Origin of the sequence: Blastococcus sp. VKM Ac-2987, from assembly GCF_026967805.1 — a bacterium.
In the GTDB taxonomy this organism is placed as follows: domain Bacteria; phylum Actinomycetota; class Actinomycetes; order Mycobacteriales; family Geodermatophilaceae; genus Blastococcus.
This window is the reverse complement of sequence record NZ_JAPVBG010000001.1, coordinates 656,395-671,804: the sequence shown is the minus strand read 5'-3', so window position 1 is coordinate 671,804 and position 15,410 is coordinate 656,395. Positions and strand designations below refer to the sequence as shown.

General features: G+C 74.9%; 16 protein-coding genes and 1 tRNA gene. 6 read left to right on the top strand and 11 right to left on the bottom strand.

Annotated features, from left to right (window positions below; genetic code table 11):
* Positions 1–53: 53 nt before the first annotated feature.
* From nadC to nadA, 3 genes are read right to left on the bottom strand one after another with little or no spacing between them, the layout of a single operon-like run.
* The gene (nadC, locus tag O2W17_RS03245) at positions 54–953 is read right to left on the bottom strand and encodes a carboxylating nicotinate-nucleotide diphosphorylase (RefSeq protein WP_269190956.1); all 900 of its coding nucleotides are present in this window, start codon (positions 951–953) and stop codon (positions 54–56) included.
* A complete protein-coding gene (locus O2W17_RS03240) occupies positions 950–2,650 on the bottom strand; it encodes an L-aspartate oxidase (protein WP_269190955.1) in 1,701 nt (566 codons plus the stop codon). The genes nadC and O2W17_RS03240 overlap by 4 nt, the downstream gene beginning before the upstream one ends.
* A gap of 2 nt (positions 2,651–2,652) precedes the next feature.
* Positions 2,653–3,666, bottom strand: a complete 1,014-nt coding sequence (nadA, locus tag O2W17_RS03235; protein WP_269190954.1) for a quinolinate synthase NadA — start codon at positions 3,664–3,666, stop codon at positions 2,653–2,655.
* Between the two features lie 71 nt (positions 3,667–3,737).
* On the opposite strand from nadA, the gene O2W17_RS03230 reads away from it, so the two are divergent.
* Positions 3,738–4,448, top strand: a complete 711-nt coding sequence (locus tag O2W17_RS03230) for an NUDIX hydrolase (RefSeq protein ID WP_269190953.1) — start codon at positions 3,738–3,740, stop codon at positions 4,446–4,448.
* On the opposite strand, the gene O2W17_RS03225 is transcribed toward O2W17_RS03230, so the two are convergent.
* Complete coding sequence (locus tag O2W17_RS03225; RefSeq protein ID WP_269190952.1) at positions 4,370–4,630, bottom strand: hypothetical protein; 261 nt, start codon at positions 4,628–4,630, stop codon at positions 4,370–4,372. The genes O2W17_RS03230 and O2W17_RS03225 overlap by 79 nt on opposite strands.
* Before the next feature lie 125 nt (positions 4,631–4,755).
* Positions 4,756–4,828, bottom strand: a tRNA-Arg gene (locus O2W17_RS03220).
* 189 nt (positions 4,829–5,017) lie between these two features.
* On the opposite strand from O2W17_RS03220, the gene O2W17_RS03215 reads away from it, so the two are divergent.
* Positions 5,018–5,554, top strand: a complete 537-nt coding sequence (locus O2W17_RS03215) for a single-stranded DNA-binding protein (RefSeq protein ID WP_269190951.1) — start codon at positions 5,018–5,020, stop codon at positions 5,552–5,554.
* Positions 5,555–5,605: 51 nt separating this feature from the next.
* Here the strand turns inward: O2W17_RS03215 and O2W17_RS03210 are convergent, their stop codons facing one another.
* The gene (locus O2W17_RS03210) at positions 5,606–6,250 is read right to left on the bottom strand and encodes a cation diffusion facilitator family transporter (protein ID WP_269190950.1); all 645 of its coding nucleotides are present in this window, start codon (positions 6,248–6,250) and stop codon (positions 5,606–5,608) included.
* A 266-nt stretch (positions 6,251–6,516) separates the two neighbouring features.
* Here O2W17_RS03210 and ettA point away from each other — a divergent pair, with 266 nt between their 5' ends.
* The 4 genes from ettA (at position 6,517) to O2W17_RS03190 (ending at position 10,918) form a co-directional block, all read left to right on the top strand.
* Positions 6,517–8,187, top strand: a complete 1,671-nt coding sequence (gene ettA / locus O2W17_RS03205; protein ID WP_269190949.1) for an energy-dependent translational throttle protein EttA — start codon at positions 6,517–6,519, stop codon at positions 8,185–8,187.
* 191 nt (positions 8,188–8,378) lie between these two features.
* Complete coding sequence (locus tag O2W17_RS03200) at positions 8,379–9,002, top strand: maleylpyruvate isomerase family mycothiol-dependent enzyme (RefSeq protein WP_269190948.1); 624 nt, start codon at positions 8,379–8,381, stop codon at positions 9,000–9,002.
* A 58-nt stretch (positions 9,003–9,060) separates the two neighbouring features.
* Complete coding sequence (locus O2W17_RS03195; protein WP_269190947.1) at positions 9,061–9,471, top strand: acyl-CoA thioesterase; 411 nt, start codon at positions 9,061–9,063, stop codon at positions 9,469–9,471.
* A gap of 301 nt (positions 9,472–9,772) precedes the next feature.
* On the top strand, positions 9,773–10,918 hold the full coding sequence (locus tag O2W17_RS03190; RefSeq protein WP_269190946.1) for a class I SAM-dependent methyltransferase: 1,146 nt from the start codon (positions 9,773–9,775) through the stop codon (positions 10,916–10,918).
* Positions 10,919–11,102: 184 nt separating this feature from the next.
* Here the strand turns inward: O2W17_RS03190 and O2W17_RS03185 are convergent, their stop codons facing one another.
* From O2W17_RS03185 to O2W17_RS03165, 5 genes are all read right to left on the bottom strand, one after another.
* Positions 11,103–11,639, bottom strand: a complete 537-nt coding sequence (locus O2W17_RS03185; protein ID WP_269190945.1) for an MOSC domain-containing protein — start codon at positions 11,637–11,639, stop codon at positions 11,103–11,105.
* 15 nt (positions 11,640–11,654) lie between these two features.
* Positions 11,655–12,311 (bottom strand): energy-coupling factor transporter transmembrane component T family protein, encoded by a 657-nt coding sequence (locus O2W17_RS03180; RefSeq protein ID WP_269190944.1) that lies wholly within the window; start codon positions 12,309–12,311, stop codon positions 11,655–11,657.
* Positions 12,308–13,042 (bottom strand): energy-coupling factor ABC transporter ATP-binding protein, encoded by a 735-nt coding sequence (locus O2W17_RS03175; RefSeq protein ID WP_269190943.1) that lies wholly within the window; start codon positions 13,040–13,042, stop codon positions 12,308–12,310. The genes O2W17_RS03180 and O2W17_RS03175 overlap by 4 nt, the downstream gene beginning before the upstream one ends.
* The gene (locus tag O2W17_RS03170; RefSeq protein ID WP_269190942.1) at positions 13,039–13,602 is read right to left on the bottom strand and encodes a biotin transporter BioY; all 564 of its coding nucleotides are present in this window, start codon (positions 13,600–13,602) and stop codon (positions 13,039–13,041) included. The genes O2W17_RS03175 and O2W17_RS03170 overlap by 4 nt, the downstream gene beginning before the upstream one ends.
* 102 nt (positions 13,603–13,704) lie before the next feature.
* Positions 13,705–15,294, bottom strand: a complete 1,590-nt coding sequence (locus O2W17_RS03165) for a glycoside hydrolase family 13 protein (protein WP_269190941.1) — start codon at positions 15,292–15,294, stop codon at positions 13,705–13,707.
* Positions 15,295–15,410 lie beyond the last annotated feature (116 nt).

Below are 15,410 nucleotides of genomic sequence, written 5' to 3'. Positions count from 1 at the left end.
TCCGGGGTCCTGCGGGACTCCCGGAGCGCGAGGAGCACCCCCAGAGCGCCGGGTCAGCGCAGGTCGAAGCCCAGGTCGAGCACCGGGGCGCTGTGCGTGAGCGCGCCCACGGCCAGGTAGTCGACGCCGGTCGCGGCGACCTCGGCGGCCCGCTCCAGCGTGAGCCCGCCGCTGGCCTCCAGCCGGACGTCGGTCCCGCGCACCAGCGCCACCGCCGCCTCCGTGTCGGCGAGCGCGAAGTTGTCCAGCAGCACCAGCCCGACCCCGGCGGCGATCGCCTCGCGCACCTGGTCGAGGGTGTCGCACTCGACCTCGAGCGAGATCTCCGGCGAGTGGGCGCGCACCGCCTCGACCGCCGCGGTGATGCCTCCCGCGGCGGCGACGTGGTTGTCCTTGACCAGGGCGGCGTCGCCCAGCGCCATGCGGTGGTTGACCCCGCCCCCGCACCGGACGGCGTACTTCTCCAGCTCGCGCAGGCCCGGGGTGGTCTTGCGGGTGTCCCGGATCGCCGCCCCCGTGCCCGACACCGCGTCCACCCAGCGCCGGGTCAGCGTGGCGACGCCGGAGAGCCGGCCGACCAGGTTCAGCGCCGTCCGTTCCGCCGTGAGCAGCGCGCGGGTGGGGCCGGCGGCGCCGAGGACGGGGGCGTTCGGGCGCGCCGCCATCCCGTCGGCCGCGTGCAGCACCACCTCGACGTCGCGCCCGCCGACCATCTCGAACACCGCCGCCGCGACCGGGATGCCGGCCAGCACCCCGGCCGACCGCGGGACGACCTCCCCGGTGGCGTGGGCATCCGCGGGCACCGTGGCCAGGGTGGTGACGTCGGGGCCCAGTGCGAGGTCCTCGTCCAGCGCCCGCCGGATCACCCGCTCCACGGTGGCGGGGTCCAGGCCGCCGTCGCGGAGGACGTCGGCCAGCTCCGCGCGCAGCGGGATCCATTCGGTGCCGGTCATGCCACTCCCTGGGTCTGCTCGGCGCCGGGCACGCCGAGCGGCACGGTACGGGTGTGCAGCCGGCCGGCGGCGTCGACGGAGTGCGCGAGCCGCACCTGCCACTCCGGCCGGGTGCCCGGGGCGTCGGCGCGGCGGTGGCAGCCGCGGCTCTCCGGGCGGGCCAGCGCCGCGGCGGCCAGCAGGGTCGCCACGGTGTGCACCGCCGTCGCCTCGACGGCGGCGAGGTCCAGCGGCCGGCCGGCGGGCAGCCGGGCCGCACCGGCGAGCGCGGCGGTCAGCTCGGTGAGACCGGCGGCGGTGCGGACGACGCCGGCGTGCCGGCTGGTGGCCGCCCCGATCGCCGGCCGCGCCGCGGGGTCGACCGCCCCGGCGGACGAGGCCCCACCGGCTGCCGGCCCGGCCGGTGCGCCGTGCGGCAGCTCCGCGGCGAGCAGGGCGGCGCAGCGGCGGGCGGCGACCAGCCCCTCGGTGATCGAGTTCGACGCCAGCCGGTTGGCCCCGTGCACGCCGGTGCAGGCGACCTCCCCGACGGCGTAGAGGCCGGGGACGCCGGTGCGGCCGTCGAGGTCGCCCAGCACCCCGCCGCAGGTGTAGTGGGCGCCGGGCGTCACGGGCACCGGCTCGGTGCGCAGGTCGAACCCGGCCGCGCGGCAGGCTCGCACGATGCCGGGGAAGCGGCGGGTGAGGAACGGAGCACCCAGGCCGGTCGCATCCAGGAAGACGCAGTCCTCCCCGGTGGCGGCCAGGTGCGCGGCGATCGTCGCGGAGACGACGTCGCGCGGGGCGAGATCGGCCAGCGGGTGGGCGCCGGGCATGATCCGGGCACCTGCGCCGTCGACCAGCACGGCGCCCTCGCCGCGCACCGCCTCGCTGATCAGCACCTGCTGCCCGCGCGCGCCCGGTCCCCGCCACAGCACGGTCGGGTGGAACTGGACCATCTCGACGTCGGCGACCTCGGCCCCGGCCCGCAGCGCGAGCGCGAGCCCGTCGCCGGTCGCGCCGGCCGGGCTGGTGGCGGCGGCGTAGGCCTGGCCGTACCCGCCGGTGGCCAGGACGACGGCGTGCGCGCGCAGGTCCCCGGCGTCGGTCAGGGCGCCGTCGGCGGCGACGCGGGCGACCCGCAGGCCGACCACCGTGCCGTCGCCGGTGCGCAGGGCGTCGAGCGCGACGGTGTGCTCGTGCATCTCGACGCCGGCGTCCCGCAGCGCCGCGACCAGGGTGCGGGTGACCTCGGCGCCGCTGGCGTCCCCGCCGGCGTGCACGATCCGGTCCCGGCTGTGACCGCCCTCGCGGGTGAGCGCGGGGCGGCCCCGCGGGTCGAGGTCCAGCCGGGCCCCGAGGTCCTGCAGCAGCGCGATCGCGTCGGGCGCCTCGGCGACGAGCGCGGCCACGGCGTCGGGATCGCACAGCCCGGCGCCGGCGGTGAGGGTGTCCTGCAGGTGCAGCGCGGCGTCGTCGTCGGACCCCAGGACGGCGGCCAGGCCGCCCTGGGCCCAGCGGGTGCTGCCGTCGCCCAGCGCGCCCTTGGTGACGACGGCGACCCGGCGGCCCGCGCCGGCCAGCGCGAGCGCCGTCATCAACCCGGCGGCGCCGCTGCCCACGACGGCGACGTCGACGGTGCGGGACCAGCCGGCCGCGGGCAGGGGCAGCGCCGGGACGACGGCGGGGGCGACCGGCGCGGTGCGGCGGGGCCCCACAGTCACTCGCCGACCAGCGACGGGGTGCCGAGGGCGATCATCGCCTCGACGGCCGAGCGGGCGCGCGCGGCGACGTCCGGGTCGACGGTGACCTCGTCGCGGCCCTCGCGCAGCGCGCGCAGCAGCTTCTCCGGCGTCGACATCTTCATGTAGGGGCACTCGGCGCGCGGGTTCACCGCCTCGAAGGCGGCCGCCGGGTTGGCCTGGCGCAGCTGGTGCAGCATGCCGATCTCGGTGGCGACCAGCACCCGCTTCGCCGTCGTCCGCCTCGCCTGGTCGAGCATCGCGCCGGTGGAGAGGACGTGCACCCGGTCCTCGGGCAGGTCGCCCTGGCCGACCATCCACAGCGCGCTGGTGGCGCAGCCGCACTCGGGGTGCACGAGCACCTCGGCGTCGGGGGCGTCCTCGATGCTCTGCCGCAGGTCGGTGGGGGAGATGCCGGCGTGCACGTGGCACTCGCCCATCCAGATCCGCATGTTCGTCCGGCCGGTCACCCGCTGCACGTGCGCGCCGAGGAACTGGTCGGGGAGGAAGAGGATCTCGCGGTCGGCGGGGATCGACTCGACGACCTCGACGGCGTTCGACGAGGTGCAGCAGATGTCGGTCTCGGCCTTCACCTCCGCGGTCGTGTTCACGTAGGAGACGACGGCGGCGCCCGGGTGCTCGGCCTTCCAGGCGCGCAGCTGGTCGGCGGTGATGGTGTCGGCCAGCGAGCAGCCGGCGGCGGCGTCGGGCACCAGCACGGTCTTGCCGGGGCTGAGGATCTTCGCCGTCTCGGCCATGAAGTGGACGCCGGCGAAGACGATCGTGCTCGCGGTGCTGGCCGCGGCGATCCGGGAGAGGGCGAGGGAGTCGCCCACGTGGTCGGCGACGTCCTGGATCTGCGCGGCCTGGTAGTTGTGCGCCAGGACGACGGCGTCGCGCTCGGCGGCCAGCCGGCGGACCTCGTCGCGCCAGGAGTCCCGCTGGTCGGGGGTCCAGCTGGTGCTGGTGGGGGCGGGCAGCGTTGCGGTCACCGGGACCTCCGGAGGAGTGGGGTTTCATACTCGCAGTCGAAAACCTGTGCCACGACCGTAGCATTCCGGTCGTGCCTTCTGTGTGGTCCTCGCCGGACCGGCCTGCCTTTCCGCACCACGCGCTCGCCGCCGTGCTGCAGGTCCGGTCGGCGCGGCTGCACGTGATGCTGTGGCGGCGGGCCAACGAGCCGTTCTCGGGCAGCTGGGCGCTGCCGGGAGGCCCCCTGCTGGCCGACGAGCGGCTGGGCACCTCGGTCGCCCGGCAGCTGGCCAGCAAGGTGGAGGTGCGCCAGCTCGCCCACCTGGAGCAGCTCGAGACGCGCAGCGATCCCGACCGCGACCCCCGTGGGCGGACCGTGGCCACCGCCTATCTGGGGCTCGTGCCGTCACACCTCGATCCCGTGCTGCCCGACGACACCGCGTGGCAGCCGGTGGACGCCCTGCCGGAGACGGCGTTCGACCACGGCTCGATCGTGACCTCGGCGCTGGAGCGGCTGCGGGCCAAGCTGTCCTACACCAACGTCGGCTTCGCGCTGGCCCCGCCGACGTTCTCCGTCGCGGAGCTGCGCGAGATCTACGTGGCCGCCCTCGGCTACGAGGTCACCGCCACCAACCTGCAGCGCGTGCTGCTGCGCCGCGGCGTCCTCGAGGCGACCGGCGAGACGGCGGCCTCCGGCCGTGCGGGCGGCCGGCCGGCGGCGCTCTACCGCTTCGTCACGTCGTCGCTCGAGGTCACCGACCCGTTCGCCGTGCTCAGACCGCCGTCGTCGCGCGCGCGCTGAGCGGCCCGCTGCTTCCGCAGGAGGGAGGCGCCCAGGGCCAGGTTGGCGATGCCCAGGAGCACGAAGGCCACCGCCGCGGCCGTGCTCTCGGCCGAGGCCCACATCACGACGGCGAGCACCGTCCACATCGCCCCGAGGACGAAGTACCACGTCGGGTTCGGGCGTCGGCCGCGCGTCTCCACGTGTCTTTCGTAGGCCACGGACCCGGGGGAGGGCAAGCGCCGGAGGTGGCGCGTTGCCACGGGACGGCACGGGGACGCCGCTGCCGGAGGCGTCCCCGTGCCGGCACGGGCCGGGTACCGGTGAGCGCGCCCGGCAGGGATCGAACCTGCGACCAAGTGCTTAGAAGGCACCTGCTCTATCCGCTGAGCTACGGGCGCTCGCGCCGCCGATCATCGCATCGCCCGGCGACGGCGTGCTGCGGGTCCGCGACGCGTCGTCCACAGGGCGCGGCTGCGTCCACAGTTCGCGTTCCGGCCTGCTCCCGCCGGGCGGCGGCGGCCAGTGTCGACGGCACACCGGCACCGCGCCGGTGGCGCCGACCCGGCGCCCACTCCTGGAGGAGCACCGTGAACGACACCATCGTGACCGTCGTCGGCAACGTCGCCGACTCCCCCCGCCGCAACAGCACCCAGAACGGCGCGGTGACCAACTTCCGCCTCGCCTCCACCGCCCGCCGCTACGACTCCGGCAGCGAGCAGTTCGTCGACTCCGGCACCTTCTGGGTCGACGTCGAGTGCTGGAACGGCCTCAGCGGCAACGTGTCCGCGTCCCTCAGCAAGGGCGATCCGGTGATCGTCCACGGCGCCCTCACGACGCACAGCTGGGAGTCCGACAGCGGGCCGCGCAGCAAGCCCCGCATCAAGGCCTTCGCGGTGGGGTGCAACCTGGCCAAGGGGACGTCGGTCTTCCGCCGCACCCCGGCGGTGCGCACCGCCCAGCCGGCCGAGGCGGGCCCGGCCCCGGCGGAGGCGCCGGCCGGGGAGGACTTCCCCGGCGCCGGCTGCGACCCGGTCACCGGCGAGCTGTACGAGACCGACACCGGTTTCGCGACCACGGACGCCGAGGAGCTGGAGGAGGCCGCCGGGGCGCTCGTCGGCCGCTAGGGGATTCGGGACGGGCCGGGCGCTGCCCGGTCCGTCCCGTCGGCGGCCGGGTCAGTGGCCGCAGGAGTCCTCGAGCTCACCCTCCCACGCCTCGCGCCCTTCCATGACGGCGAAGACGGCGATGACGAACCCGGCGACCGGGTCCAGCCAGGTCCAGCCGACCAGGGCGTACAGGCCCAGCCCGACGAGGGTGGAGATGCTGAGCAGCACGCAGATCCGGGTCTCGGCCGCGTCGGCCAGGATCAGCGGGTCGCCGCCCAGCTGCTCGCCGACCCTGCGCTTGGCCCGCGCCAGGATCGGCATGACCACGATCGAGGCGGCCAGGAGGACCAGGCCGACGGGGGAGGAGTCCGGCGTCTCGCCGTCCACCAGGCTCCGGATCCCCTCGACCGTCACGTAGCCGGCCAGCACGAAGAAGGTGAGGGCGACGGCCCGGAGCGCGCGGCGCTCCTTCACCTCGTCCGCGTGCCCGTGGCGCAGGCGAGCGGCCAGCCGCAGGCCGACCAGCACGGCCGACGCCGACTCGATGCCCGAGTCGACGCCGAAGCCGACCATCGAGACCAGGCCCGCGAGAACTCCCACGGTGATCGCGACGGCGCCTTCGACGACGTTGTAGGCGACCGTGAACCAGGCGAGCCGGAGACCGCGGCGGGTCAGCCGCTCGGTCTCGGCCGGGGTGAGGGTGGCAGCACTCACCGGATCTGCCCGGTCGGTCGCCGCGGCGGCATCGTCATGCGGCGATGCTAGCGGGGCGGCTCGATCGATCGGCAAGGTCTACCGCCGCGTCGGGAATCCGAGGGGACGGACGAGGCGTTGCACCGGATCGATCGATGGCCGGCCGCGCCCGGACGGTCGGCCGCGGAACGCCTGCGCCCCCAGCAGAGCGGACGTCCGCCATCCCCGCCCCCGGTAGGCTCGCCAGGCGGGATTCCCCGCGAGACGACGGAAGGCTCCGAAGCCCAGTGGCTCAGTACATCTACACGATGGTCCGTGCGCGCAAGGCGCACGGCGACAAGGTGATCCTCGACAACGTCACCCTGTCGTTCCTGCCCGGCGCCAAGATCGGCGTCGTCGGCCCCAACGGTGCCGGCAAGTCCACCGTGCTCCAGATCATGGCCGGCATGCAGCAGCCCTCGAACGGTGACGCGACGCTCGCCCCCGACGCCTCGGTCGGGATCCTGCTGCAGGAGCCGCCGCTCAACGAGAACCTCGACGTCCGCGGCAACGTGGAGGAGGCCGTGAAGCCCCTCCGCGACGCGCTCACCCGCTTCGAGGAGGTCAGCGCGGCGATGGGCGAGCCCGACGCCGACTTCGACGCGCTGATGGCCGAGCAGGGCGAGCTCATGGAGGTCATCGAGAACGCCGACGGCTGGGAGCTCGACGCCCGCATCGAACAGGCCATGGACGCGCTGCGCTGCCCGCCCGGCGATGCCGACGTCACCGTGCTCTCCGGTGGCGAGCGCCGCCGGGTCGCGCTGTGCCGGCTGCTGCTCGAGGCGCCCGACCTGCTGCTGCTCGACGAGCCCACCAACCACCTCGACGCCGAGAGCGTGGCGTGGCTGGAGCAGCACCTGGAGAAGTACGCCGGCACCGTCGTCGCCGTCACCCACGACCGGTACTTCCTGGACAACGTGGCGCAGTGGATCCTCGAGCTCGACCGGGGTCGCGCCTACCCGTACGAGGGCAACTACTCGACCTACCTCGAGACCAAGGCCGCCCGCCTCCAGGTGGAGGGCGCGAAGGACGCCAAGCGCGCCAAGCGCCTCAAGGAGGAGCTGGAGTGGGTCCGCTCCGGCGCCAAGGCGCGCCAGGCCAAGAGCAAGGCCCGGCTGGCCCGCTACGAGGAGATGGCGTCGGAGGCCGAGAAGTTCCGCAAGCTGGACTTCGAGGAGATCCAGATCCCGCCGGGCCCCCGTCTGGGCAGCGTCGTGGTCGAGACGAAGAACCTGACCAAGGGCTTCGGCGACCGCGTGCTCATCGACGACCTGTCGTTCACGCTGCCGCGCAACGGCATCGTGGGCGTCGTCGGCCCGAACGGCGTCGGCAAGACCACGCTGTTCAAGATGCTGGTCGGCGAGGAGAAGCCCGACGACGGCGACATCAAGGTCGGCGATACGGTGAAGCTCTCCTACGTCGAGCAGTCCCGAGGCGGCATCGACCCGAAGAAGACCCTGTGGGAGGTCGTCTCCGACGGCCTGGACCACATCAAGGTCGGCAACGTCGAGATGCCCTCGCGCGCCTACGTCGCGGCGTTCGGCTTCAAGGGCCCGGACCAGCAGAAGCCGGCCGGCGTGCTCTCCGGCGGTGAGCGCAACCGGCTGAACCTGGCGCTCACCCTCAAGCAGGGCGGCAACCTGCTGCTGCTGGACGAGCCCACCAACGACCTCGACACCGAGACGCTGACCAGCCTCGAGGGTGCGCTGCTCGAGTTCCCCGGCTGCGCCGTCGTCGTGAGCCACGACCGGTGGTTCCTCGACCGCGTGGCGACGCACATCCTGGCCTACGAGGGCGACTCGAAGTGGTTCTGGTTCGAGGGCAACTTCGCCGACTACGAGAAGAACAAGGTCGAGCGGCTGGGCCCGGATGCGGCTCGTCCGCACCGCGCCACCTACCGCAAGCTCTCCCGCGACTGACGGAAGACCCCCGGCACGTCCCCACCGACGGCCGGCGTGGAGCACCCGCTCCGCGCCGGCCGTCGGCGTTCCCGCGCCGGTGCGGAATCGAGTTCCTCGCTGAGCGACCCCTGGCCCACCGGGCGCCGGTTGCCTACTCTCGCGGCACTCCCGTCGCGTAACGGCGCGACCGCGAGAGCCCCGGAGTGCGCATGGACGTGATGGCCCTGGCCCGCGCCGAGCGCGAGGAACTCCGCGAGCTCCTGGCCGGGCTCGCCCCGGAGCAGTGGTGCGCCCCGACGCTCTGCGCCGGCTGGACGGTCCGGGACGTGGTGGCGCACATGCTGAGCTACGAGGAGCTCCGGCCGCGCCAGCTGGCCGAGCGGTTCTCCCGGGGCCTGTTCATGGTCGACCGCGTCAACGCCGTCGGGCTGCGGGCGTACGCGACGCGGACCCCTGCCCAGCTGATGCAGCTCCTGGACGACCACCTCACGCCGTCCGGGCTGACCGCGGGGATGGGCGGAGCCATCGCGCTGACCGACGGGATGATCCACCAGCAGGACATCCGCCGCCCGCTCGGCCTGCCCCGCAGCATCCCGGCCGAGCGGCTGGCGCCGGCGCTCCGCACGGCCCTGTTCGCGCCCACGCTCCTCGGGGTGCTGCGCGTCCGGGGGGTCCGGCTGGTGGCCACCGACATCGACTGGACGTTCGGGCGCGGCCCGGAGGTCAGGGGGACGGCGGAGGCGATCCTGATGGCCGTGTCCGGGCGCCGCGGAGTCGCCACGGAGCTCTCCGGCCCCGGGCAGGCGCGGCTGGCCCCACGGCTCGGCGGCTGAGCCGTCGTCCGCTCGCCCGGGCGGCGCCCGACCGGAGCCATGCGGCAGGGTGGACGCCGTGAGGCACACCGCGCACGTCCCCATGCGCTGGTCGGACATGGACGCCTACCAGCACATCAACAACGTGGCCTTCCTCGGCTACTTCGAGATGGCGCGGGTGCAGCTGTTCTTCGAGCAGCCGACGCACGACGACCACACCGGGATGCGCCGCGGGCTGGTCGTCGCGTCGCACGAGATCGCCTACAAGCGGTCGGTCGTCTACGACGCGGACCCGCTCGAGGTCCAGGTCTGGGTCTCCGGTGTCCGCGCCGCCGCGTTCACCTGCCACTACGAGCTCTTCGACCACGGGAAGCTCGCCGTCACCGGCAGCACGCTGCTGGTCCCCTTCGACTTCGCGCTCGCGCGGCCGCGCCGGCTCACCGTGGAGGAGAAGGAGTTCCTCGCCCGCTGGGCCGACGACCGGATCTGACACCGGACCGGTGCCGCGCCCTCGGTACGCCGCCGGAGCCGCGGCCTGGCGGGCAGTCGCTGCCCGTCCAACGGGACTGGGCGAGGGAGCGAGTGCCCGTGGACCGGTTGGTGGGGCGGCCGGCGACCCCGGCCGGATCCGAGGAGATGCCTGGGCGGGAAAGCGGTTCCGCGATCGCCGCGGCCGGGGCAGGGTGTCCCCTGCGGGGGCGGTCGGCCTCGACGCGGGCCCGGCCGGCACGGGCCTCCCGCGTCCCCGGCCGGGACGACGGGACGCTGCCACCCAGCGGAAGGACCCCGCCGTGACCTCCACCGAACCGACCACCCAGCCGACAGTGCCCGCGCCTCCCCCCGGGAGCTCCCCGGAACCGGCCCCGGGCACCGCAGACCTGGTCGAGCGGCTCTTCGCCGCCGTCCTGGCCACCCTCGACGTCCAGACGGCGTACCTCGGCGACCGGCTCGGCTACTACCGGGCGCTGGCCGACGGCGGGCCGCAGACGCCGGCCGAGCTCGCCGCGCGGTGCGGGACGGCCGAGCGGTACACCCGAGAGTGGCTCGAGCAGCAGGCGGTGACCGGCTTCCTCACTGCGGTGGACTCCCCGGCCGGACCCGGGAACCCACGGCTGCGCCGCTTCGCCCTGCCCGCCGCTGCCGTCGAGCCGTTCACCGATCAGCTCAGCCCCGACCACGTCCTCCCGCTGGCTCGCTTCCTCGTCGGCGTCGGCAAGCAGGTGGACGCGCTGGTCCGCGCCCACCGCACCGGCGGCGGGGTGAGCTGGGCGGAACTGGGCGACGACGTGCGTGAGGCCCAGGCTGCGGCGAACCGGCCGCTCTTCCTGGGCGCTCTCGGGCGGGACCACCTGCCGTCGCTGCCCGAGGTGGACCGCGCGCTGAGCACCGGGGGACGCGTCGCCGACGTCGGTTGCGGCGAGGGCTGGTCCGCCATCGGCATCGCCCTGGCCTACCCGGCGGCGACCGTCGACGGGTACGACGTCGACGTCCCCTCCGTCGAGGCCGCGCGCCGGCACGCCGCCGAGGCGGGTGTGGGCGATCGGGTCCGCTTCGAGGTCGCCGACGCCGCCACGGTCGGCCGGGACGGCACCTACGACGTCGTCACCGCGTTCGAGTGCATCCATGACCTGCCGCAGCCGGTCGACGTCCTCGCGGCCATGCGCCGACTGGCCGGCGAGGACGGCTACGTGCTGGTCATGGACGAGCGGGTGGCCGAGACCTTCGGCGCGCCCGGAGACGACGTCGAGCGGCTGATGTACGGCTACAGCGTGATGTGCTGCCTCGCCGACGGGTTGTCCTCCCAGCCTTCGGTCGGCACCGGCACCGTGATGCGGCCCGACGTCCTGCGCGGGTACGCCCGCGAGGCGGGGTTCGACGATCTGGAGGTGCTCCCGATCGCCGACGACTTCTTCCGCTTCTACCGCCTCTTCGGCTGAGGCCGCGCCCTCCGCAGTCATCGCGGCGGCCGCGTACGGGTGACGCGCCCGCCGCTCCCGGTGATGCGTGGGACGGGGTGTTCGGCCGTCGCCGCGCACGGGTCGACCCGGATCGCGCCGGGTGGAGCCGCGCGCGCATCCGGCTCGACCTCGCCGCGCCCGGGTCGACCCGGCGCCCAGGCACTCAGCCGGGAACGATCCGCGGCACCGGTCGGTCGGCCCCGGTCGGCGCACCCCGCTGGGCGGCCTCCTCGTCCGGCACCGGCCGCACGACGGCGCCGGCGGTCACCAGCCCGCCACCGAACACCGCCGCGTTGATCCCGCCGCGGTGCACCATCGCCTTCACCAGCCTCAGCCCGGTCAGCCGCTCCAGGTGCGTGCACGGCGGGCAGCGCTTCATGCCGAACAGCAGCGCGTCGCCCACCGCGAACCAGCGGCCCACCAGCGCCGGCAGGTCCACGCCGGTGGTCACCAGGTTCCGGCGGGTGTCCGCCGTCGTGAACGGCCCGCCGACCTCGGCGCCGACGGCGGCGACGTCGTCCCGGTCGATGAGCGTGAGCTGCTTCTCCAGGTCCGGGTACTGCGCCCAGGTGCCGCCGCCGAGGGCGTAGCGGTCGCCCTCCAGCCCGATGCCGGGCACCAGACGTGCCGACGGCGCCCGGCGCATCGGCGCGGCGGCCGCGGGCGTCATCCAGATCTCCAGCAGCGAACCGGTATCCATTCCAGACCTCCGGGGTCAGGCGGCGGGAGCGGGGGAGCGGCGTCCCCGGGCGGGCGGGACGTCGTCGGCGCCGCGGGCGTCGAGCGCCTCGCTGATGGTGTGCGCCATCTGCAGCAGCTGGACAAGCAGCGGGGTCACCGTCGTCCGCAGGCCCCGGATGCCGCGTGCCGAGCCGCCGCGCGCGGCCTGGGCCTCGCGGATGCGGTCGGCCCGCTCGGCCAGCACCGGGATGAAGCGCAGCGCCATGGAGATGACCAGGCCGATCCGCGCCGGGCGCACGCCCACCACCCGCAGCGGCGCGCACAGCCGCTCGATGACCGCCACCATCTCCGTCACCCGCGTCGTCGCCGTCACCACGGCGGCGGCGAGCACGAGGGCCAGCAGCCGCAGCACGGTCACCGCGGCCGTCGGCAGGTCGCTGAACAGCGTGTGGAAGACGAGCAGGCCGGCCAGCCACCAGCGCACCGTCCGTGCCTGCCGGGCCAGCGCGGTCGCCGGCAGCCGCGCGGCGCCCAGGCCCACCGCCAGCACCCCGAGCAGCGCGGCGACGACCACCGGCAGCGTCGGCACGGCGAACAGCAGCACGGCCAGGGCCGCGAGGGCCAGGAGCTTGCCGCCGGCGGGGACGCGGTGGACGACGCTGCGCCGGGGCACGTAGAGCGCGAGGGTCATCGCCGCTCCATGAGCGCCCGGTAGGCCGCGATCGCGGCACGGGGCGCGGCGTCCTCGACGATCCGGCCCCCGTCGACGACGAGGACGCGGTCGAACCCGTCGAGCAGATCGAGCTGGTGGGTCACCACGACCACCTGCTGCTCGAGCTCCCCGATGACCCGGGCCACGCGCCGCGCGTTGACCAGGTCCAGCAGCGTCGTCGGCTCGTCGAACACGACGCGGGCGGGGCGCATCACGAGCACGCCGGCGATCGCGAGCAGCTGCTTCTGGCCGCCGGACAGCAGGTGCGCGGGATGGTCGGCGTGCCCGGCCAGCCCGTACCGCGCCAGCACCTCGGTCACCCGCTCGGCCCGCTCGGCGGTGGGCACGCCCTGGTTCTCCAGCCCGTAGGCGGCGTCCTCGGCGACCGTGGGGTGGACGATCTGGGCGTCGGGGTCCTGGAACACGAAGCCGACCCGCCGGCGCACCTCGCGCACCGACGCCCGGGTGTCCAGGCCGTCGACCAGCACCTGCCCGGACGTGGGCAGCACCAGCCCGTTGAGCAGCCGCGCGAAGGTGCTCTTGCCCGAGCCGTTGGCGCCGACGACGCCGATCCGCGCCTCGGTCAGGTGCAGGTCGACGTCGGTGAGCACCGGGCGGTCGCCGTAGCGGTGGGAGACGCCGCGCAGCTCGATCCCCCGTGCGGGGTCGGCGACGGCGTCGGGCCGCGGCTCCGGCCGGCGGAACCTCACCGGGTGGCGACCGCCCGCTGCGGTCGCTCGATCACCGGGTAGCTGCGGCGCACCTGGGCGGCGATCGCCGCGGCGATGAACGCCTTGACGGCGTCACCGGGGAGGAAGGGCAGGGCGCCGGAGACGATCGCCTCGCCCAGGGACAGGTTCGCCACGGCGGCGAGCACCGGGACGCCGACCAGGTAGATGACGACCATGCCGCCGACCACGTTGAACACCACGCCCCACGCGACGTTGTAGCGGGCCCAGAAGCGCTCGGTCAGCCAGCCGATGACGAACGCCGCCACCGGCCAGCTGAACAGGTAGCCCGCGGTGGCGCCGGCGAACACCGCCAGGCCGCCCGAACCGCTGGCCAGCAGGGGCAGCCCGATCGCGACCAGGACCAGGAACAGCAGCACGGCGAGGAAGCCGCGGCGGGCGCCCAGCACGCTGCCGGCGAGCATGACGCCGAGGGTCTGCGCGGTGATCGGGACGGGCCCGATGGTCACGGCGGGGAGGGTGCCCAGCACGGCGATGATGGCCGCGAAGAGCGCGATGTAGGCCAGGTCCCGGGTCTTCATGCTCACTCCTGCGATGCGCCGGTGGACGGGCGCCGCCGTCCCGGCGTCACCTGCGGCAAGGTACCCGAGCGCCGTCCGGCGCCCGGGTACCGGCCGGTGCGCTCAGCCCTGCAGCCACACCGCGGCGTCGTCGGGCAGGGAACCGTCCTCGACCGGGGCGCTGCTGAGCAGCACCCGGCCCTCCGGCAGGAGGACCGGGGAGCCGGAGAGGTTGAGCAGGCAGACCAGCCCGCCCGGACGGCGGAAGGCGACGCAACGGTCGGGTGCCTGTAACCACTGCACCTCGTCCCCCGCGAAGGCGGGCGAGGAGGCGCGCAGGGCGATAGCATCCCGATACAGCGACTGCATCGAACCGGCGTCCGCCCGCTGCGCCTCGGCGGTCAGCGACGCCCAGCCCTCGGGCATGGGCAGCCAGGTGTCGGCGGCGGTGGAGAAGCCGTACGAGGGCTCGGTCCCCGACCAGGGCACCGGGATGCGGCATGCGTCGCGCCCCCGGTCGGCGCCGCCGGACCGGAACCAGATCGGGTCCTGCAGCACCTCGTCGGGCAGGTCGACGTCGGGCATGCCGAGCTCGTCGCCGTTGTAGAGGTAGGCCGCACCCGGGAGGGCCAGCTGCAGCAGCGCCGCCGCCCGGGCCCGCCGGGTGCCGAGCTCGCCGCCGCCGTAGCGGGTGACGTGGCGGGGGCGGTCGTGGTTGGACAGCACCCAGCAGGCCGGTGCGGGCGTGCCCGCCACCGCGGCCAGGGAGTGGGTGATCGCGTCGCGCAGCCCCTCGGGGGTCCACTCGGCGGTGAGCAGCTTGAAGTTGAAGGCCAGCTGCAGCTCGTCCTCGCGCAGGTACTGGGCCAGCCGCTCGTCGTCGGAGACCCACACCTCGCCGACGGCCATCGTGCCGGGGTACTGGTCGAGGACGCTGCGGATGCGGCGGTGCACCACGTGCACGCCGTCCTGGTCGAACCGGTGGTCGCCGGGGCCGTGGTCGTCGAGCAGCCCGGTGTCGTCCATCGGCACCATGTCGGGCAGCCCGTCGGGCTTGGCCATGCCGTGGGCGACGTCGATGCGGAAGCCGTCCACCCCGCGGTCGAGCCAGAAGCGCATCGTCTCGTCGAGGTCGGCGACGACCTCGGCGTTGGCGAAGTTCAGGTCCGGCTGCTCGGGCGCGAAGATGTGCAGGTACCACTGCCCGTCGGGCACCCGGGTCCACGCCGGCCCGCCGAACACCGACGGCCAGTTGTTCGGCGGCTCGGCGCCGTCCGGCCCGCGGCCGTCGCGGAACAGGTACCGGGCCCGCTCCGGCGAACCGGGCGCGGCGGCCAGCGCCGCCTGGAACCACTCGTGGTCGTGCGAGCTGTGGTTGGGCACCAGGTCGACGGTCACCCGGATGCCGAGGGCGTGCGCATCGGCCAGCAGCGCGTCGAACCCGGCCAGGTCGCCGAACACCGGCTCGACGTCCCGGGGGTCGGCGACGTCGTAGCCGTGGTCGGCCATCGGCGAGGGGTAGAACGGCGTGATCCACAGCGCGTCGACCCCGAGGTCGGCCAGGTAGGGCAGCCGCGACCGGATGCCGGCCAGGTCGCCCACGCCGTCACCGTTCCCGTCGGCGAAGCTGCGGATGTAGATCTGGTAGAAGACCGCGTCCCGCCACCAGTCGGTGTCGGTCGTGGACAGGGTGCGGTTCGGCTCCGGGCTCACCGGGCTCCTCGGGGGCTCTCGTGGGCGTTCGGGTGTGCGGGCGCGCCGGCGGTGATCGCCGGGCGCGGGCGGTCCGGCGGCGTGCGGCGGACCGGGACGGCACCCCGGCAGGGGCG

Excerpts from the sequence above, each read along its gene's own strand:
- O2W17_RS03180 (WP_269190944.1), bottom strand. The coding sequence starts at position 12,311 with ATGACCCTCGCGCTCTACGTGCCCCGGCGCAGCGTCGTCCACCGCGTC.
- O2W17_RS03185 (WP_269190945.1), bottom strand. The coding sequence starts at position 11,639 with ATGGATACCGGTTCGCTGCTGGAGATCTGGATGACGCCCGCGGCCGCC.
- nadC (WP_269190956.1), bottom strand. The coding sequence starts at position 953 with ATGACCGGCACCGAATGGATCCCGCTGCGCGCGGAGCTGGCCGACGTC.
- O2W17_RS03200 (WP_269190948.1), top strand. The coding sequence starts at position 8,379 with ATGGACGTGATGGCCCTGGCCCGCGCCGAGCGCGAGGAACTCCGCGAG.
- O2W17_RS03170 (WP_269190942.1), bottom strand. The coding sequence starts at position 13,602 with ATGAAGACCCGGGACCTGGCCTACATCGCGCTCTTCGCGGCCATCATC.